Here is a 17,989-nt window from a genome sequence, read left to right on the forward strand (position 1 = left end):
ATTATCTGCCTCTGCGTTCTAACCGGCTGGCAAATTCCTGCATTACCAGCAGGTACAATTCCTGACCCAGGTATTTATCTTCAATGCCTGAATCGATATTAGGGTTGTCATTCACTTCAATGACATACACCTTATTGCCACGTTGTTTTATATCCACGCCGTACAGACCCACGCCGGCGACTTCCGCGGCACTGATAGCCGCTTTTAATACCGGGCGCGGTACTTCAAATGTCGGCAAGGTGACAAACCCACCGGAATCGGCTTTGTCGCCCTGGTGGTTGTAAATCTGCCAGTGGTTGCGCGCCATAAAGTACTTACAGGCGTAAATCGGTCGACCACCCAGCATACCAATACGCCAGTCGAACTCGGTAAAAATGTACTCCTGCACCAGCACTAACGCTGACTCTTTCAGCATGCTGTTCAGCTTGCTAATCAGCGCTTCGCGGGTTTCCACTTTGTAAACACCGCGGGAGAACGAACTTTCCGGTAACTTCAAAATTAACGGCAAGTTGAGATCAGCAATCAGCTGCTCACAAGTCGCTTCATCCGCATTGGTCACGAAGCGGCTCTTAGGCGCAGGTACCTTGTTATAGGTAAATGCATCCTGCAGGAACACTTTGTTACAGCAACGCAGAATCGACTGCGTATCGTCAATAACCACAACACCTTCACGTTCCGCTTCGCGGGCGATACGGTATGTCGCGTGGTCGATTGCCGTTGTTTCACGAACAAACAGCGCATCGTATTGTTCAACGTCGCCAATGGTTTGCGCGGTCACCACTTCCGCATGAAAGCCAACCTTTCCGGCCGCTTTCACAAAGTTAGCAATGGCACGCTTGTCACTAGGCGGTGTTGGCTCGTCCGGGTTAACCAGAATTGCCATGTCCCAGCGCGCTTGTTTACTGCGGCCGTTGGTACGCCATTGTTGCTGGGTAAATTGCTTCAACCGCTCAATAAAGGTTGGCTGTAAGCTTTCCGGCACTTCGTTAAGTCCTACCGAGTTACATCTCACGGCAGTGACATCGCTGCTCAACACCAGTTGCAATAGCGGACTGGGATAGTGCGAGAACGCCACACTGGCCAAACGCTTCAAGCGTACATCGGAGGTCTTACCGAAACACACGAACAGCTCTCCACCCAGGCTTTCAAGGGCTTCCCGTTCCTGAGGCTTGATTGCAATGGCTGGCAGTTCCTGATCAGCTTGTGCCGGACGCAGATCGTTAATGGTGTTTACACCAGGAATAACGCGATGCTGTCTCGCTTCGGCCAACAATGAACAATAGTATCCCTGACTCAGGTATTTACCTGTGTCGCAGAGGTTGATGACCCGTGTTTTCGGCTCATTCAGCTTTGGGTAATCCTGCAGATACTGCTGGAAAGTTAATACCGTCAGCTCCGGCAAGTCGAGTTGTTCAGCGATGTCCGTAATAATTAAAGTATGATGCATGAGTGCGTTCAGTTTTCCTGGCTTTGCCGCTATACACACAGCCACACAATTGTTGCTGTCATAGAGCGATGTATTGAGCGCAAAGTGTATAGAACTCATCGGCCGCTGGATAACGGATTATTTTTATCGTCACGACTGTTATCCTTAATACCGCCCATAATAATGAAGCAGACAAAAGTGATTCGTTGGCGTGCTGTTGTATCCGGAGTAATTTGTAAGGTGATTGGTCGGATCTGCGGTTCACAAGTCAGTGCGAATGCACTATCCTCCACCATGCGTTTGTACTAACGCGGAATTGTGAAGGAGTGTGTATGCTGTTAGCGAGCGTCGCTATTATTTTAGGGTTACCTTTATTACTGTGGAGTGCCGACAAATTTGTAGGAGGCGCTGCATCTGTCGCTCGTCAGTTCGGACTGTCGCCGCTGCTAATAGGCATGTTAATTATTGGCTTTGGTACCTCTGCACCAGAAATTATAGTGTCTGTGATCGCTGCACTGGAAGGCAGTTCCGGTATCGCACTGGGCAACGCGTTTGGCTCTAACATTGCCAATATTGCGTTAATCCTGGGTATTACCGCACTTATTAGTCCTATTGCCGTTCGCTCTGAAATTATCCGTAAAGAGCTGCCTATTCTGCTAGGCCTTACCTTCTTTGCAGCCTGGCAATTACTGGATGCAAACTTGTCCAAGGACGATGCGTTTTCTTTGCTTGGATTATTTATACTGCTTATTTCCTGGAGTATCTGGACCGGTCTTCGCGGCGACAAAGACGCGCTGGCAGAAGAGTTTGGCGAAGAGCTGAACAGCAAACCTGCCAACCTTAAAGCAGATACCCTGTGGCTGATTGTCGGTCTGATTTTATTGATTATCAGCTCGCGTATCCTGGTATGGGGAGCGGTTGAAATAGCGACCTTCTTCGGCGTTAGCGATGTCGTCATTGGACTCACCGTGATAGCCATTGGTACGTCGTTACCTGAATTGGCTTCGTCTTTGGTTGCAGTGAAGAAAGGCGAACACGATATGGCATTGGGTAATGTCATTGGCTCAAATATGTTTAACACACTGGCCGTAGTGGGTATTGCAGGTGTGATTCACCCTATGCAGGTAGACAGCAGCTTCTTGTACCGCGACACCTTATTTATGCTCATTCTGTCTGTCGCATTATTTGTGTTCTGTATTGGCCTGAAAGGACCGGGGCGCCTTAACCGCTTGGAAGGTGGCGTGTTTTTACTGGCCTACATTGGTTACACCTATTATCTGGTAACCAGCGCGTTTATCGCCTGATAACAAAAAAGCTGAACGCCTTGCGTTCAGCTTTTTTTGTATAACGTGTGCGGTTTAGTTATGCCAGCAATATCGAATTGATCGTCACCAGACTCACCGTACTGATGCCTGCCAGAATAAATAAGTTAACGCCGTAATTGTCTTCTTTGCGGCGGCTGCGACGCGACCGCAAAAACATCGTGATCAAGCTCGCCCCTAAGCAAACCTGAAGCAAACGGATCAGTGCGTTCATGTACTCAGGCGACCAACTGGTGCGGCCATCGATACCCCAAAACTGCTGTACACCGCTGACCATTTCCGGACGGGCAAAATGAAATAACAGCAAGCAAACCACCAGCGCTAACCACACCAGTGAATTTAATGTAATAACAACCTGGTAATAGGTATCCTTTTCGCGCGATTTCTTGCGACGGTCCTCACCAAATCTGATTGCCTGCTGTACTGCCATGTTACCCCTCTCACTCTACTTCACGTCACGACACTGGTCGAAAATCCATCAACCCAATGCCGTAGTGATACAAAATTGAACGATTCACAGTATATATCGGCATTTTTCGATTTTTGTTTAATAAATCTGGATGCAATCGACCAAGGGCTGTGCGATGATTTGCGCTTTAGCACAAAATCTATTTGTTGGAGAGAATAACCATGACACACGCCCCCGTTGTCGACGTACTGGCTGGTAAGTACGCGGTTGGCGAAACGGTAACTGTAAAAGGCTGGGTTCGCACCCGTCGTGATTCAAAAGCCGGCTTGTCTTTCATTGCCCTGCATGATGGCAGCTGTTTTGATCCTGTGCAGGTCATTGCACTGAATACGTTACCCAATTATGCCGATATACAACGCCTGACGGCGGGTTGTTCTCTGGTTGTCACTGCCACAGTAAAAGAATCTGAAGGCCAGGGACAAGCACTGGAACTGGACGCTACCGAGGTGAGCATTGTGGGCTGGGTAGAAAACCCGGACACGTACCCGATGGCAGCGAAACGTCATAGTATTGAGTACCTGCGCGAGCACGCGCATTTGCGCCCGCGAACCAATGTAATTGGTGCAGTCACTCGTGTACGTAACTGTTTGTCTCAGGCTATTCACCGCTTCTTCCACGAGCGCGGCTATTTTTGGGTCAGTACGCCCATAATCACCGCTAGTGATACCGAAGGTGCGGGTGAGTTGTTCCGTGTCTCTACGCTCGACATGATGAACATCCCAACCACAGAACAAGGCGATGTGGATTACAGTCAGGACTTTTTCGGTCGTGAAGCGTACCTCACGGTATCCGGTCAGCTGAACGGCGAAACTTACGCCTGTGCAATGTCAAAAATTTACACGTTTGGCCCGACTTTCCGCGCCGAAAACAGCAACACGTCACGTCACCTTGCTGAATTCTGGATGATTGAACCGGAAGTCGCGTTTGCCGATTTAGGTGATATCGCGCAGTTAGCCGAAGACATGTTGAAGTACGTGTGTAAAGCGGTTTTGGAAGAACGTGCCGATGACATGGCGTTTTTCGCGCAGCGCATTAACAAAGAAGCCATTAGCCGCCTTGAAAAGCTGATCAGCAGTGACTTTGTGCGCATGGATTACACTGACGCCATCGAAATTCTTGAAAACTGCGGCAAAGACTTCGAATTCCCGGTTAGCTGGGGCATTGACTTGTCGAGTGAGCACGAACGCTATCTGGCCGAAGAGCATGTTGGCGCACCTATCATCATGCAGAACTATCCAAAAGACATTAAAGCGTTTTATATGCGTCTGAACGACGACAACAAAACGGTTGCTGCCATGGATGTACTGGCTCCGGGTATCGGTGAAATCATCGGTGGCTCGCAGCGTGAAGAACGCCTGGACGTGTTCGACGACCGCCTGGAAGAAATGGGCCTGAGCAAAGAAGACTACGGCTGGTATCGCGATCTTCGCCGCTACGGTACCGTGCCTCACTCAGGTTTTGGGTTAGGCTTCGAGCGTCTGGTGGCTTACGTAACCGGTATGCAGAACGTGCGTGACGTGATTCCTTTCCCACGTACACCGGGTAACGCAAGCTACTAGATCTGTTACTCATTAGAAAGGCAGCGAATCGCTGCCTTTTTTGTACCTGAAATTCACGCTGCGTCTGTTTATCAGGCTATAATCGCAACCTCTTCTGGGTTACTCTATATACCTAAGTGATTGTTGGCGTTACTCATGTCCGAAAATGCATCAACCTGCGAGCTAATCTGTTCTCAATGCGAAGCCACGGTAAACGTGCCGCATTTACAGCACAAGCAACGCGCAGTGTGCCCTCGGTGTGGCCACACCCTCAGTATTTACCATAAACAGGACTACGCACTTTGCTTGTCTTTGGCAGTCAGTGCATTGGTGTTTCTGTGCCTGTCTTTGCCGTTTAATTTTTTGTCATTCCGCGCCAGCGGGCAACAAAATAACATCGATCTGCCCGGCGGGTTGAACGTGCTGATTGAACAGGATTATGTGTCTCTTGCGTTGATAACCGGGCTGGCTACACTCGTTCTACCGGGCTTGGTACTTGTGGGGTTGGTGGTTTTACTATGGGGGCGTTTGTTTTCCACGCCCCAAAACTGGATGAAAACCGTACTGTTCTGGGTAAAAACACTGATGCCTTGGAGCATGGCCGAAATATTCTTGTTAGGCACATTGGTTAGCCTGATAAAAATTACGTCTCTTGCCGACGTTGCAATTGGTATGTCATTTTATGCCTTCGTGCTCTTTAGTGTTTGCATGAGTGCTGCCCTGTTTTACTTTGACGAGACACGCATCAAAATCTGGCTTTACAACGGACACCTGCCTCAGGCAAAACCGCTTAGCGACGAGACAGCGAGTCTTAGCATTCAACGCACCTGGGCACTCCTGTTCACTGCCGTACTGCTCTACATACCGGCCAACGCTTTACCGATTATGCACACCGAACTATTTGGCAGCGATGAACCCAACACCATAATGGGCGGCGTGATCAGTTTATGGCAATCAGGGTCGTATCCTATTGCCGGGGTCATCTTTGGTGCTAGTATAGTCATACCCATTGCCAAGCTGGTTATTTTGGCGAGATTAACGTATGCCGTTCAGTATCATGAGCTAACCCGCCCTGACCGGCAAATTCGCTACTACCGTTTTATTGAATTTATCGGCCGTTGGTCGATGATTGATGTGTTTGTCGTTGCGATTCTGGTTGCCCTGATTCAATTGGGCAGCACATTATCCATATACCCCGGACCTGCAGCTCTGGCGTTTTGTGCGCTGGTGTTCGTTACCATGCTAGCGGCAATGACATTCGACACAAGGCTAATCTGGCAGCAAAGGAAAGTCAGTACACTATGACGCAAGATGCAAATATAAAACCCACTACGCCCATTTCTAAAGTCTGGGTTATCCCAATCCTTGCACTGCTTGTGGGCGGCTGGATGGTGTATTACCAGTGGAAGAATCAAGGTCCGCTGATCACCATCAATATGCAATCAGCCAGTGGTATTGAGGTAAACAAAACGCCAATAAAAGTGCGCGATTTAGACATTGGTCAGGTTAAACGCATTGAACTTAACCCTGATTTGAACGGTGTTACTGTGACAGCGCGTATCGACAACAATGCCGCACATTTATTGAATGAGAACACCCAGTTTTGGGTAGTTGCGCCGCGCATTTCGTTTTCTGAGGTATCCGGTCTGAATACGCTGTTGTCTGGTAGCTTCATCGCCATGACCGCTGAGAGTGGCAATCAGGAAGTCCTGCAGTTTACGGCACTTGAGCGCCCTCCCGTTACCCCACCCGGCACGCCCGGCCTGCATGTTAAACTCACCAGCCAAAATGACGAGCTGACCTATAAACCGGGCGATACGCTAATTTATAAAGGCTTCAAAGTTGGTGAGTTTGAAGAGGTCAATTTTAACGTTGATGAAGGCGTGATTGAATATCGCGCTTTCATACACGACCCGTACCACAAATTAATTAACGCTAATACGCGCTTTTGGAATGTCAGTGGCGTGAAACTGCAGTTGGCATCAACCGGCCTTACTATTCAAACCGGGAGTCTGGAAACCTTACTCGCCAACGGGGTTACCTTCGGTAATCCGCAGGGTGTTAGCAAAGGGGCTGCCATCGACAACGACGCTGAGTTTGTCATTTACAACGATTACGACGCCGCTGCCGACGAACGCTTTAAATATGCCGCTCAGTATATTTTGCTGATTGAAGAAAGCGTAAGAGGACTGACAGTCGGTGCTCCTGTGGAGTACCGTGGTTTGCAAATAGGTAAAGTCGAGGCCATCAACTACGCGTCAATTGAAATCGGCAGCCTGCTGGACGACGACTACCCTATCCCTGTGTTGATAAACCTGTACCCTGGAAAAGTGCGTTTAGAGGACAGTGAGACCGGCTTGAAATTCTTGCGCGAACGACTGGCCAGATGGATTGGGAAGGATCTCCGCGCGACCCTGCGTATGGGTAACGTACTGACCGGTGGTTTGTACGTAGACCTGCAGCACGTCGACGATCCGGAAATCGCCGCCATACAAACAGTAAACGGCTTCGATATTATTCCTACGGTCTCTAACGAATTTACCCAGCTTACTCAAAAAGCTGACGCCATCCTGGACAAAATCAACGCGTTACCGCTTGAAGATCTGATCACACAAATCGGTGATGTGGTACAAACGCTGGAAGCCGCGGCGGAATCGGTTAACCAAACCAGTGACAATTTCGATGCAACCCTGGCCAGCTTTGACACTGAAACATTAAATGCGCAAATCCAGCAATCACTGCAAGCATTTGAAGGGCTGCTGAAGCATTATTCACAAGGCGGCCTGAGTAAAGCAGAGATCGCCGACACGATGAATGCGTTACAGGATACGCTCCGCGCTATTCAGCCCTTGTTGCGACAACTCAATACCACACCTAACGGACTTATCTTTTCAGACAACGCCGATGTCGATATTCAACCCAAAGCCAGGGAGACAAACCCATGATTAAAGTCGCATTCAGTATCATCATGGCCTTTGTACTGGCAGGCTGTAGCAGCCGCCCGGTGAGCATGAATTACTACCTGTTACACGAGCCCGTACAACCATCTGAGACTCAGGATATTACCACCTGGCCCTCAATAGAATTGCGCTCGTTGTCGATACCGGAATACCTGAAACAGCGCAGTCTAATTGTACAGTTGAGCCCCAGTGAACTGCATTTTTCACCACAACACGTATGGTCTGAGCCAGTGGAACAAGGCGTAGTGCAATCGCTCAAAGACAATTTGGCAACCAACCATAAGTTCCGCTTACAAACGCAAAGATTGTGGACAAACAGCGCTCAGTCAGGCTACATTTTAGATATCTCTATTGATGATTTTATTCCTGCATACAATGGAATGGTCATTTTGCGTGGCACTTATCGATTAGGACAATCACAACAACCCGGGAAAATCATTGAGTTTGCGTTTCAAACGCCTTTGGAGAAAGACGGCTTCGCGCATACAGTTGAAAAAATGCGCGAACTCGTAGCGAAGTTAGCTAACCAAATCGTGACAGGAATTGAGGCTCATTAATACCATAACTGACCGTGTTACTCGCTCTGTTAACTGGCTCATCACCAGTGGCTGTAAACAGGTTTACGATGAAGACGCCAACCGCAAAATCATTGTAATAAATCTGTTCGCTATGGTGGGTATGTCGATTACCTTTGCTTTAGGTATCAGTGCAATGATCGACAATGACCGCGTACTTGGCATTGTCTTACTGTCCTCCTCTGCGTTATTTGGCTTGTGTAAAGCCCTTTTGTTGCACTCTAAAGTCCTCTACAACCATGTTCTGGCCCCATTTATTCTGGTCGTGTCGCTGGCCGGACTCATGTTGTATCTGGTTATCACGGGCGGGGTTGCGAACACTGGTCCACTGTGGATTTACGTGCTGCCTCCCGTTGCCATGTTTTTTGCCGGGGTCGTGTACGGTGTAATTACGGTTGCGGTGTTTATTACCCTTTGCAGTTACATTTTATTCGCTGCAGATGGTTGGTTTGTTGTTGCTCACTACACCACCGAATTTAAGCTCCGCTTGCTTTATTCATTCGCCACGGTGACGTTTTTGTCTGCGTTTTACGAACACAGTCGGCAGACCAGTTTTAATATTGTAAAAGACCTTAGCGATAAATTTGAGAAGCAAGCACAACAAGACATACTGACCCGATTACCCAACCGGCGTGGTATTCAACAATTCATCGAATTTGAATCGGCCCGTGCCCGTCGTCAGAAAAAGCCGCTAACCCTTATTTTGTGTGACATCGACCGTTTTAAGCGAGTTAATGACCAGTACGGTCACGACGGTGGAGATGTAGTGCTCAAGCACGTCTCCGACCTGTTTAAAGCATCAATCAGAGAACAGGACGGTGTGGCCCGCTGGGGCGGCGAAGAATTCCTGTTTGTGTTGCCTGATACAGAAGAATCAAATGCGGTTGTGTTGGCCGAAAAAGTGCGTGAAACCCTTGCCACTTCCCTCGTAGAACTCCAGCAAGAAAAGGTTGTGATCACCGCCAGCTTTGGTGTGGCTCAAATCGATTTTGAACAAGGGCTGGACAAAGCCCTGACACTGGCCGATAAAGCCCTGTATAAAGCCAAAGAAAAGGGTCGCAATAAGGTGCTATCTGCGTCATCATTAGCAAGACTATAAAGTAAACCAACTTATCGCACATTCACGTATTCATGTGCACGCTGATGACGCCGGTACTATTTGCAAACTCAATATTCACCTGCGCCTCGGTTATTGGTTACAAATCACAATGAAAAAAGCACAACTGTGACGGTATCTTTACGTTGCTCATACATATTTACATTTGAATACTCTGTATAGCACGCAATATCGTCAATAATAATTAAAACAGTGCATCAACAAGGGTTATTGGAAGTCTGTAATATGAAATGGATCATAAAAGTCGGTCTACCCATTTTGGTAGTAGGTTTAGGGTTTGGCGCTATGAAAGGCGTAACGGCACTTGGCAACGAAGAAAGTGAAAGCGAGGCTGTCGATATTCGTCCTACCGTTAAAGTCACACAACTCTCACCGGTTGCCTACCCTGTAGAAATTGAGGCATTTGGTGAATTGTCTCCGCTTGAGTCAACCAACCTGTCAGCCCAGGTCAGCGGTGAGATAACCAGTTTGAATCCACAATTTCTGTCTGGTGGCATCATAAAGCGCGGTGAAGTACTCTTCACCATCGAAAAAGACGCTTATGAAGCGGCGTTACTGCAGGCGCAAGCGAATCTTGCCTCAGCTGAATCCGCACTGATTCAGGAAAAAGCCCTTGCCCGCGTTGCCGAGCGAGAAGCGGCGTCCCTGCCCGATGCTCAGGTAACAGACCTGTATTTGCGTAAACCTCAAATTTTAAGCGCGGAAGCAGCATTAAAAGCCGCTCAGGCCCAGTTGAAAATTGCCAAGCGAGACCTGGACAATTGCGAAGTCAGCGCACCTTACGACGCACTTATCGTGTCGCGTAGTGTTGGCAGTGGCGACTTCGTTACCGCGGGTAGCAGTGCAGCCTTACTTTACAACATTGAAGTGGGCGAAGTGGTGTTTCCGCTCGCGCGTTTCGATCAGGCCTTTTTACCAGGTCAACTTGGCGATATTGAGGCGACCATTACACTGATGAACCGCCAGGACGATATTATTCAGCGCTCAGGCGCCATTCACCGTGACACGGGCATTGTTGATGCCAGTACCCGCATGACACACCTCGTCGCTCGTATCGAAGACCCTTACGGTATTAAAACGGGTATGCCTGCGATTAAATTCGGTTCGTACACGCAGGTGCAATTCACCGGAAAGACACTGGAAAATATCTACAAGATACCTCAGGAGCTGATCAACAAGCGCCAGATTTGGATCCTTGACGACGAAGACAAAATGGTACCAAAAACCGCGAATGTCGTTCGCGAAGTGGGAAGTGACTTTTTGATTCGTGCCGACATTGACAGCAACGACCGGATTGTCATGACATTGCCAGAGTACCCGCAAAATGGCATGGCCGTGAAAGTCATTGCCAACGAGAAGCTCATCGCCAAGCAACCTTAAGACACGGAAGACCATGAGATGAAAGATCCTTTAGATACGCAACGTGGTTTAATTGCGTGGTTTGCCCGTAATCCGGTTGCTGCTAACCTGCTGATGTTTTTTATTCTGATTATGGGTGCCACCGGCTACGATAGCATCCAGCGTCAGATGTTCCCCAATATTGAAATCAACTACATCAATATCAGCGCCCAGTATCCTGGTGCATCGCCGCAGGAAATTGAAGAAAGTATCCTGATAAAAATTGAGGAAAGCCTGAAAGACGTCAGTGAAATTAAACGCACCGTCTCTCGCGCGTTTCGCAACAGCGGCCGAATTTCGCTGGAAATAGATAAAGACGAAGAACTGGCGGATGTGCTCGACAAAGTAAAACTGCGCGTCGACAGTATTGCGACCTTCCCGGCTGATATGGAACCCGTGACCATTTCACAGGCCGAATATCAGCAACAGGTTTACGAAATGGCACTGGTTGGCGATATTCCGCTGGAAGAGCTCAAACCCATCGCGAATGAAATCGAAGATGACCTGTTGCAGCTTTCCTCAATTTCACTGGCTACAGCACGAGTTCCTACAGACGAAATCGGCATTGAAGTAAAACCTGAGATGCTGAGAATGTACAACCTGACGATTTCTGATGTCGCCAGCGCCATTAATCAATACTCTGCAAACGTATCTGCTGGTCAACTGCGAACCGAAGCTGGTTTAGTGTCAGTGCGTATAGAAAACCAGTACTACGATGGTGAAGAGTTTGCAAGCATTCCTGTGAAAGTTGGCCCGGATGGCGCAAAAGTGTTGCTGTCTGACATTGCCGTTATTAAAGACGGTTTCACCGAAGGCGAACGCTATTTCCGCTACACCGGCCAGAATGCGGTGTTAATTGCAGTCAACGCGACCAAATCGCAAAACATTGTGCCCATCGCCGAAACGGTGAAGAACTACATGGCGCACAAAAATGAAGAGTTACCAGCGGGCCTGCAGTTAAAAGAGCTGGTAGACATGACGTACTACCTGAATGCGCGTCTGGACATGATGCTCAGCAACCTGATTCAGGGTGCTGTATTGGTTGCCATGATGCTGACATTGTTCCTTCGCTTCCGTCTGGCCTTCTGGGTTATGGTTGGGTTACCACTTTGCTTCCTAGGCGCGGTAATGCTGATGCCTATGTTCAGTGTGAGTGTCAATATCCTTTCATTGTTCGCCTTTATTATGGTGTTGGGTATCGTGGTTGACGATGCCATAGTGATAGGGGAAAGCGCGTATTCCGAAATAGAATCGAAAGGCGGTGGTGTAGACAATGTTATTCGCGGTGCCAAGCGTGTCGCAACACCAGCAACCTTTGGTGTGTTAACCACTATTGCAGTGTTTGCGCCCTTTACATTAAGTAGCGGTCCTGAAGGCGAATTCTTCTACAACATTGCTGTGGTAGTGATTTTGTGTTTGGCCTTTAGCTTGATTGAATCCAAGCTGATCCTCCCTGCTCACATTGCAAACATTAAGTTCAAACCTGTTAAACCCAACGGCTGGCGCGTGAAATTCAACAACCGTTTCAATCAGTTTGTAAACGGCCCGTACCGACGCACAGTAACCAAGGCCATTGAAGTTCGCTGGCTGGTTCTGGCTACATTTGTGGCCGTCCTGATGCTGAGCTGGGGCCTGGTGGCCGGTAATCACGTACGCATCGTGCCCAACCCTAAGGTGCCTCACGACTTCCCGTCTATTGGTATCGAAATGAACGAAAATGTGTCAGATATGGCGACGATTGACGCCTTGAAAACCATCGAGAAAGTCATCTGGGACATTGAAGAACAAACTATTCGCGAATACGGCAGTGGCATGATCAAAGACTTGCTCGCCTTCAATGAGTCGCGCACTGAAGCCAGATTGGTTATTCCACTAGTCGACGAAGAAAAACGGCATTTCAATACCTTTGAACTGGCTCGAAAATGGCGTGAAGCAATCCCCGAAATTCCAGGCATGAAGAGCTTCAGCATTGAAGACGACGTAAACGGTGGTGGTGATGATGGCGAGTTTGGCTACCTGATTTACGGTGCTGATATCAAATCACTCAATGAAGCCGGTTTGCGATTCATTCAAATGCTTCAGCAGGAAAAAGGCCTGTACGATGTAAGTTCGACCATTGACCCCGCCAGTAAAGAAGTGCGCATGACACTCTTACCGGCCGCATATGAACTGGGCTTGTCATTGCGAAGCATCGCGAATCAGGTTGGCCTGAGTTTTTACGGCGGTGAAGCACAGCGTGTGATCCGCGACGGCGAAGAAGTCAGAGTCATGGTTCGCTACCCTCGCCTCACACGTGAACGTTTCTCTGATCTGAAATACACAGTCATTCAAACCCCAACAGGCGATGAAGTGTTATTAGGTGACGTAGTAGCGCTGAGCGAAGAGCCAGGAATCAGCTATATCCGCCGCGAGGAAGGTTACCGCTCGGTATATGTCTGGGGCGCAATTGACGAAGAACAAGTTGAACCCAACGAAGTGGTTACCACCATTGATGAAAAGCTCCTGCCAGCATTGTTCGAGGAATACCCTGACATTAAAATGCAGTTAGGCGGCGATATAGAAGAGCAGCAGGCTCAGCAAGACGAGCAGGTTATGTTCTTCACCGCGGCCATGATCATGGTTTACATACTGCTCGCAATCCCGTTAAAGAGTTATGGCCAGCCGATCATCATTATGTCGGTTATCCCATTCAGTCTGACGGGTGCGCTGTGGTCGCATTTCCTGCTGGATTTGGACTTAAGCCTGATGTCGACGTTTGGTTTGATTGCAGCGGCCGGGGTTGTAATCAATGACTCACTGGTTATGACAGACTTTATTAATCAGCGCAGGGCTGAGGGTTATTCTATTTTGGACGCCGCCCGACAGGCCGGTTGTGCGAGATTCCGCGCAATTACCCTAACGTCGATAACAACGTTTGCAGGCGTACTGCCGATTTTGTTTGAAACCAGCCTGCAAGCTAAGTTTGTTATCCCGATGGCGGCCGCTCTGGGTTCTTCGGTGTTATATGCCACCCTGGTTACCCTCATTCTGGTGCCTTGTTTGTACCTGATTTTGCAGGACATCAGCAATGCCTTTAAGTGGCTCTTTGGCAGTGCTGTTAGCGCCAAAAGAAAAGTGTTTCGCCAATCGCCTCAGGCTTCTTAACCCTTGATTTATGCCCGCACCAGATATTGCCCGCAATGTCTGGTGCGCAATTAGGACCTATTCATGACCTGTACTATTCGCCCGGCGGTTAAAGCCGATACTGCGACTATTCTGCACTTTATTCGCGAACTCGCTATTTATGAAAAAGCCGAGCACGAAGCAAAAGCGACTGAAGAACATATTCATCGCACCCTGTTTAATGAGCAGCCAAAGGCGCATGCCATTATTTGCGAACTCAACGGTGAAGCGATTGGTTTTGCCGTGTACTTTTTCAGTTATTCCACCTGGCAAGGTCAGTACGGTATTTACCTGGAAGATTTATATGTATCGTCTGCCCACCGCGGCGTGGGTGCGGGTAAACAGTTGCTTACCGCGCTGGCTAAAATTGCCGTCGACAATGACTGCGGCCGTTTTGAATGGAGTGTGCTGGATTGGAATCAGCCAGCGATTGATTTTTACGAGTCACTGGGCGCTAAGCCACAGAGTGAATGGATAAAGTACCGCCTGGATGGTCAGGCATTGCTAGACCTCGCTGCAAAAGCCTGATTGCACTTCACTGTAACGCGCTTGTGTTACGACAAGCGCTTTTGCGCCACAGACGCAGCAAAATACTTAAAGATATCCCGCCAGCTAATAATCCCGATAGGTTTACCGTGGTCATCAATCACCGGTAAACACGAAATTTTATGCTGATTAAACAACTCAATGGCACTCACCATGGTATTGGTTGCTTTCAGTGTTATTGGATCCCGGGTCATGATCTGATGCACGCGTTTATCCAGCGTAGCGCGGTCGCGAATACGCTCTGTCACTGAGTCCAGAAACGGACTAATCGCCTTCAAATAATCCCGGTCAGAGATCACCCCCACCAGTCTGTCATCTTCAACCACCAATAAGTGATGAAAACCACTGGCTTCAAAAATATGCCGAACCGTGTCCAGCGAGTCGTCCATCATCACGCACACCACGCGTTTGGTCATTATGCTGGCAATACTCATACACCCTCTTGAACATTGTTCTGATTGTGGAAAAACGCGAATCACCGTGTCATAGTGTAAGTATACTATTAAGGTAATAATTTGGCAGCGTGTAATACCTTCGCTGTACTTTAGACCAGCCATCATAACAATACAAAGGACGTCTCATGGCTAGTAGCGCTACTTCCAGGCTGATGAACTACCCCATTACCATTATTCTTATCTGCATGATTGCCATTGCAGGATTAGCCAGCGGCGGTCAGTATCTGTATTTCCGGGGAGACTACAAAACGTTCTTCCGCGAAGACAATCCACAACGCGCCGCGTTTGAAGAAATGCAGGACATTTTCAATAAAACCGAATCCGTCAATCTGCTGGTTGTCCCCGAGTCAGGCAACGTGTTTAACGCCGACACCTTAAACCTCATTCAGGCCCTGACAGAACGCGCCTGGCAAACGCCCTACTCGATTCGGGTGAACTCCGTCACCAACTTTCAGCATACCTACTCCGAAGGCGATGACCTGATTGTCGATAAGCTCTATCCCGACTGGCAGTCCCTGTCAGAAGAACTCATTAAAAATATCGAAGCGGTTGCCTTAACCGAGCCCGATGTTGTTAACCGGCTGGTGTCACCCGACAGCCAGGTAGCTGTCATTAGCATAACGGTAAGAATGAGCGACGGTGACCAGACTAAAGAAGTCGCCGAGGTAGCTGGCTTCGTGAAAGCATTGGCAGAAGACGTCACCACAACTCACCCGGATCATAAAATTCACCTCACCGGCGTTGTGATGCTGAACGATGCATTTCAACTCGCCGCTAACGACGATGCCAGCACACTGGTGCCGGCAATGTTTATTATTATCATTGTAATGATTGGCGTACTATTGCGTTCGTTTTGGGCCGCACTCGCAACGCTGCTCATTGTAGGCGCAACCATTGCTGCAACCATGGGATTTGCTGGCTGGGCGGGTTATTTCCTCAGTGTTTCAACCGTAAATGTTCCCACCATGGTGATGACCCTGGCCGTGGCTGACTGCGTACATATCATTGCTTCCTGGTTTCAGCAGATGCGAGAAGGTCTTTCAAAACAAGATGCGCTGGCGCGAGCAGTCAACCTGAACAGAATGCCGGTCATTATTACCTCTGTTACCACGTCTATTGGTTTTTTAACGCTGAATTTCTCAGATGTTCCCATTCTGGCCGACCTGGGTAACCTGACAGCAATTGGCGTCATGTTAGCCTGTTTACTGGCGCTAACACTGTTGCCGGCCATATTGTCGTTAATGCCCGTTACGCCGCCGGCAAAAACCACCTCGCGACTGTCTTCCTTATTAACGTCGTTGGGCGATTGGGTTATTACCTATTACCGTCGAATCCTGCCGTACAGTGCGATTGTTTTTGTGACGGCGTTGACATTGGCATCCACCAATCAGTTAAATGACATCGCCATTAAGTACTTTAGTCAGGACAACACGTTCAGGCAGGCGGCAGATTACCAGTCAGCGCATTTAAGTGGCCTGGCGACCATCGACTTCGCTATTTATACCGATGAAATGTCGGGTATTAATGATCCGGAAGTGCTGACCTCAGTAGCTGCCTTTACTGAATGGTTACGCGTGCAACCTGAAGTCGACCACGTGTCCTCAATTGCCGATACTTATAAAAAGCTCAATAAGAACATGAACTTCGATAATCCGGATTATTATCGGTTACCCATGGACCCCGAGCTGGCTGCGCAGTATCTGTTATTGTTTGAAATGTCCTTGCCCTATGGTCTGGACTTAAACAACCAAATCGATATGGACAAAGCTGCCACCCGCATTAGTGTCACGCTTGATAACCTGGGCAGTAAAGAATTAACCGCCTTTGAGCAGCGCGCATACCGATTCTTTAATAAGCTGTCTCCTGACTTACGTGTCACTGCTGCAAGCCCTGCCCTCATGTTTGCGCATATTGGCGAAACCAATATGCAAAGCATGCTGAAAGGTTCTCTGTTAGCGCTTGTGCTGATTTCCTTTTTGCTGATATTTGCGCTCAAATCACTGAAGCTAGGCTTAATCAGTCTGGTACCCAACTTACTTCCCGCTGGCCTGGGCTTTGGTATATGGGCCATGATATCGGGCGAAATCAATATGGCGCTGTCGGTGGTGCTCAGTATGACATTGGGGATCATTGTAGACGATACAGTGCATTACCTAAGTAAATACAAGGCAGCGCGGGAACAAGGTAAAACTGCCAAAGAAGCGAATCAGTATGCCTTCAAAACCATCGGTCAGGCACTTGTTGTGACCACCAGCGTACTGGCAATTGGTTTCGGGGTGTTGAGCTTGTCCAGCTTTGCGTTAAATTCAGATATGGGCCTGTTAACCGCTATCATTCTGGTAAGTGCACTGGTGATTGACTTGTTGTTTCTGCCGGCGTTTCTGTTATGGCTGGATAAACCGGCTGAAACAGCAGAAACGGCGACTGAATAAATTCTCTACGAATACGCCGACGAGTGTTCAGGCCAAATTTCGTATATTAGAGAATATCGATACGATACGCGCAGCGCGTTTGAGGTTTGCCAGATCCTGATCGCTCCACTCGACTATGTGGCCGACACTCTCGCAACAGATAATGCCAAATGGCGCAAAGTCGTTACTGAAAATATAATCCAGCAACGAATACACGTTTACCGCCGGAAAGTACGCTTTGTTAAAGCACATGGTATGGGGGTGATTGCGGGCATCAGGTGCTCTGATGACGTCGGATTCCAGGATGGCGTTGAAATACTCAGGGTAATCTTCTGCCGATAACACCACGCCCTCAGGCTCAGAAAACTCACCGTCAGCCATCATAGCAATACAATTTATTGCCGTTTTATTTTCGTCGAACTTCCACAGACTTACCCGGTTTGCGCCTTCAATGGTATCGCCAATGGCGTAGCACACCATTTTGAGCTGCTTGGACTGGTCCAAATCCGGGTTCGATAAATTGATACTAAGCTGCGTAAGTGAATCGATATCCATAAAAAAACGACTACATATAGAAGAACTAGAAGGGTATTTTCAGTATAGCAGGTAA

14 protein-coding genes are annotated in these 17,989 nt (G+C 48.5%); 10 read left to right on the plus strand and 4 right to left on the minus strand.

Annotated features, from left to right (window positions below):
* Position 1 precedes the first annotated feature (1 nt).
* Positions 2-1,447, minus strand: a complete 1,446-nt coding sequence (locus BUB81_RS11220) for a RimK family protein (RefSeq protein WP_073322657.1) — start codon at positions 1,445-1,447, stop codon at positions 2-4.
* 311 nt (positions 1,448-1,758) lie between these two features.
* Here BUB81_RS11220 and BUB81_RS11225 point away from each other — a divergent pair, with 311 nt between their 5' ends.
* A complete protein-coding gene (locus BUB81_RS11225) occupies positions 1,759-2,730 on the plus strand; it encodes a calcium/sodium antiporter (protein WP_073322659.1) in 972 nt (323 codons plus the stop codon).
* A gap of 58 nt (positions 2,731-2,788) precedes the next feature.
* On the opposite strand, the gene BUB81_RS11230 is transcribed toward BUB81_RS11225, so the two are convergent.
* Complete coding sequence (locus BUB81_RS11230; protein ID WP_073322661.1) at positions 2,789-3,178, minus strand: hypothetical protein; 390 nt, start codon at positions 3,176-3,178, stop codon at positions 2,789-2,791.
* A gap of 200 nt (positions 3,179-3,378) precedes the next feature.
* Between BUB81_RS11230 and asnS the strand changes: the two genes are divergently transcribed.
* From asnS to BUB81_RS11270, 8 genes are all read left to right on the plus strand, one after another.
* Complete coding sequence (gene asnS / locus BUB81_RS11235) at positions 3,379-4,776, plus strand: asparagine--tRNA ligase (RefSeq protein WP_073322663.1); 1,398 nt, start codon at positions 3,379-3,381, stop codon at positions 4,774-4,776.
* A gap of 135 nt (positions 4,777-4,911) precedes the next feature.
* A complete protein-coding gene (locus tag BUB81_RS11240; protein WP_139241561.1) occupies positions 4,912-6,060 on the plus strand; it encodes a paraquat-inducible protein A in 1,149 nt (382 codons plus the stop codon).
* Positions 6,057-7,700: an intermembrane transport protein PqiB gene (pqiB, locus tag BUB81_RS11245; RefSeq protein WP_073322665.1), complete on the plus strand. Its 1,644-nt coding sequence runs from the start codon at positions 6,057-6,059 to the stop codon at positions 7,698-7,700. The genes BUB81_RS11240 and pqiB overlap by 4 nt, the downstream gene beginning before the upstream one ends.
* Positions 7,697-8,272, plus strand: a complete 576-nt coding sequence (locus tag BUB81_RS11250) for a PqiC family protein (RefSeq protein WP_073322667.1) — start codon at positions 7,697-7,699, stop codon at positions 8,270-8,272. The genes pqiB and BUB81_RS11250 overlap by 4 nt, the downstream gene beginning before the upstream one ends.
* A complete protein-coding gene (locus tag BUB81_RS11255) occupies positions 8,259-9,389 on the plus strand; it encodes a GGDEF domain-containing protein (RefSeq protein WP_084526450.1) in 1,131 nt (376 codons plus the stop codon). Before BUB81_RS11250 ends, BUB81_RS11255 begins: the two co-directional genes overlap by 14 nt.
* Before the next feature lie 243 nt (positions 9,390-9,632).
* On the plus strand, positions 9,633-10,787 hold the full coding sequence (locus BUB81_RS11260) for an efflux RND transporter periplasmic adaptor subunit (RefSeq protein ID WP_073322669.1): 1,155 nt from the start codon (positions 9,633-9,635) through the stop codon (positions 10,785-10,787).
* Between the two features lie 18 nt (positions 10,788-10,805).
* Complete coding sequence (locus BUB81_RS11265; protein ID WP_073322671.1) at positions 10,806-13,949, plus strand: efflux RND transporter permease subunit; 3,144 nt, start codon at positions 10,806-10,808, stop codon at positions 13,947-13,949.
* Between the two features lie 63 nt (positions 13,950-14,012).
* Positions 14,013-14,495: a GNAT family N-acetyltransferase gene (locus tag BUB81_RS11270; RefSeq protein ID WP_073322673.1), complete on the plus strand. Its 483-nt coding sequence runs from the start codon at positions 14,013-14,015 to the stop codon at positions 14,493-14,495.
* 26 nt (positions 14,496-14,521) lie between these two features.
* On the opposite strand, the gene BUB81_RS11275 is transcribed toward BUB81_RS11270, so the two are convergent.
* Positions 14,522-14,947: a CBS domain-containing protein gene (locus tag BUB81_RS11275; protein ID WP_073322675.1), complete on the minus strand. Its 426-nt coding sequence runs from the start codon at positions 14,945-14,947 to the stop codon at positions 14,522-14,524.
* A gap of 146 nt (positions 14,948-15,093) precedes the next feature.
* On the opposite strand from BUB81_RS11275, the gene BUB81_RS11280 reads away from it, so the two are divergent.
* Entirely contained in the window at positions 15,094-17,400 is a 2,307-nt protein-coding gene (locus BUB81_RS11280; protein ID WP_073322677.1) for an efflux RND transporter permease subunit, read from the plus strand.
* 27 nt (positions 17,401-17,427) lie between these two features.
* Here BUB81_RS11280 and BUB81_RS11285 read toward each other — a convergent pair whose 3' ends face one another.
* A complete protein-coding gene (locus BUB81_RS11285) occupies positions 17,428-17,934 on the minus strand; it encodes a GAF domain-containing protein (protein WP_073322679.1) in 507 nt (168 codons plus the stop codon).
* Between the last annotated feature and the right edge of the window lie 55 nt (positions 17,935-17,989).

Source organism: Marisediminitalea aggregata (assembly GCF_900129565.1).
GTDB classification, from domain to species: Bacteria; Pseudomonadota; Gammaproteobacteria; order Enterobacterales; family Alteromonadaceae; genus Alteromonas; species Alteromonas aggregata.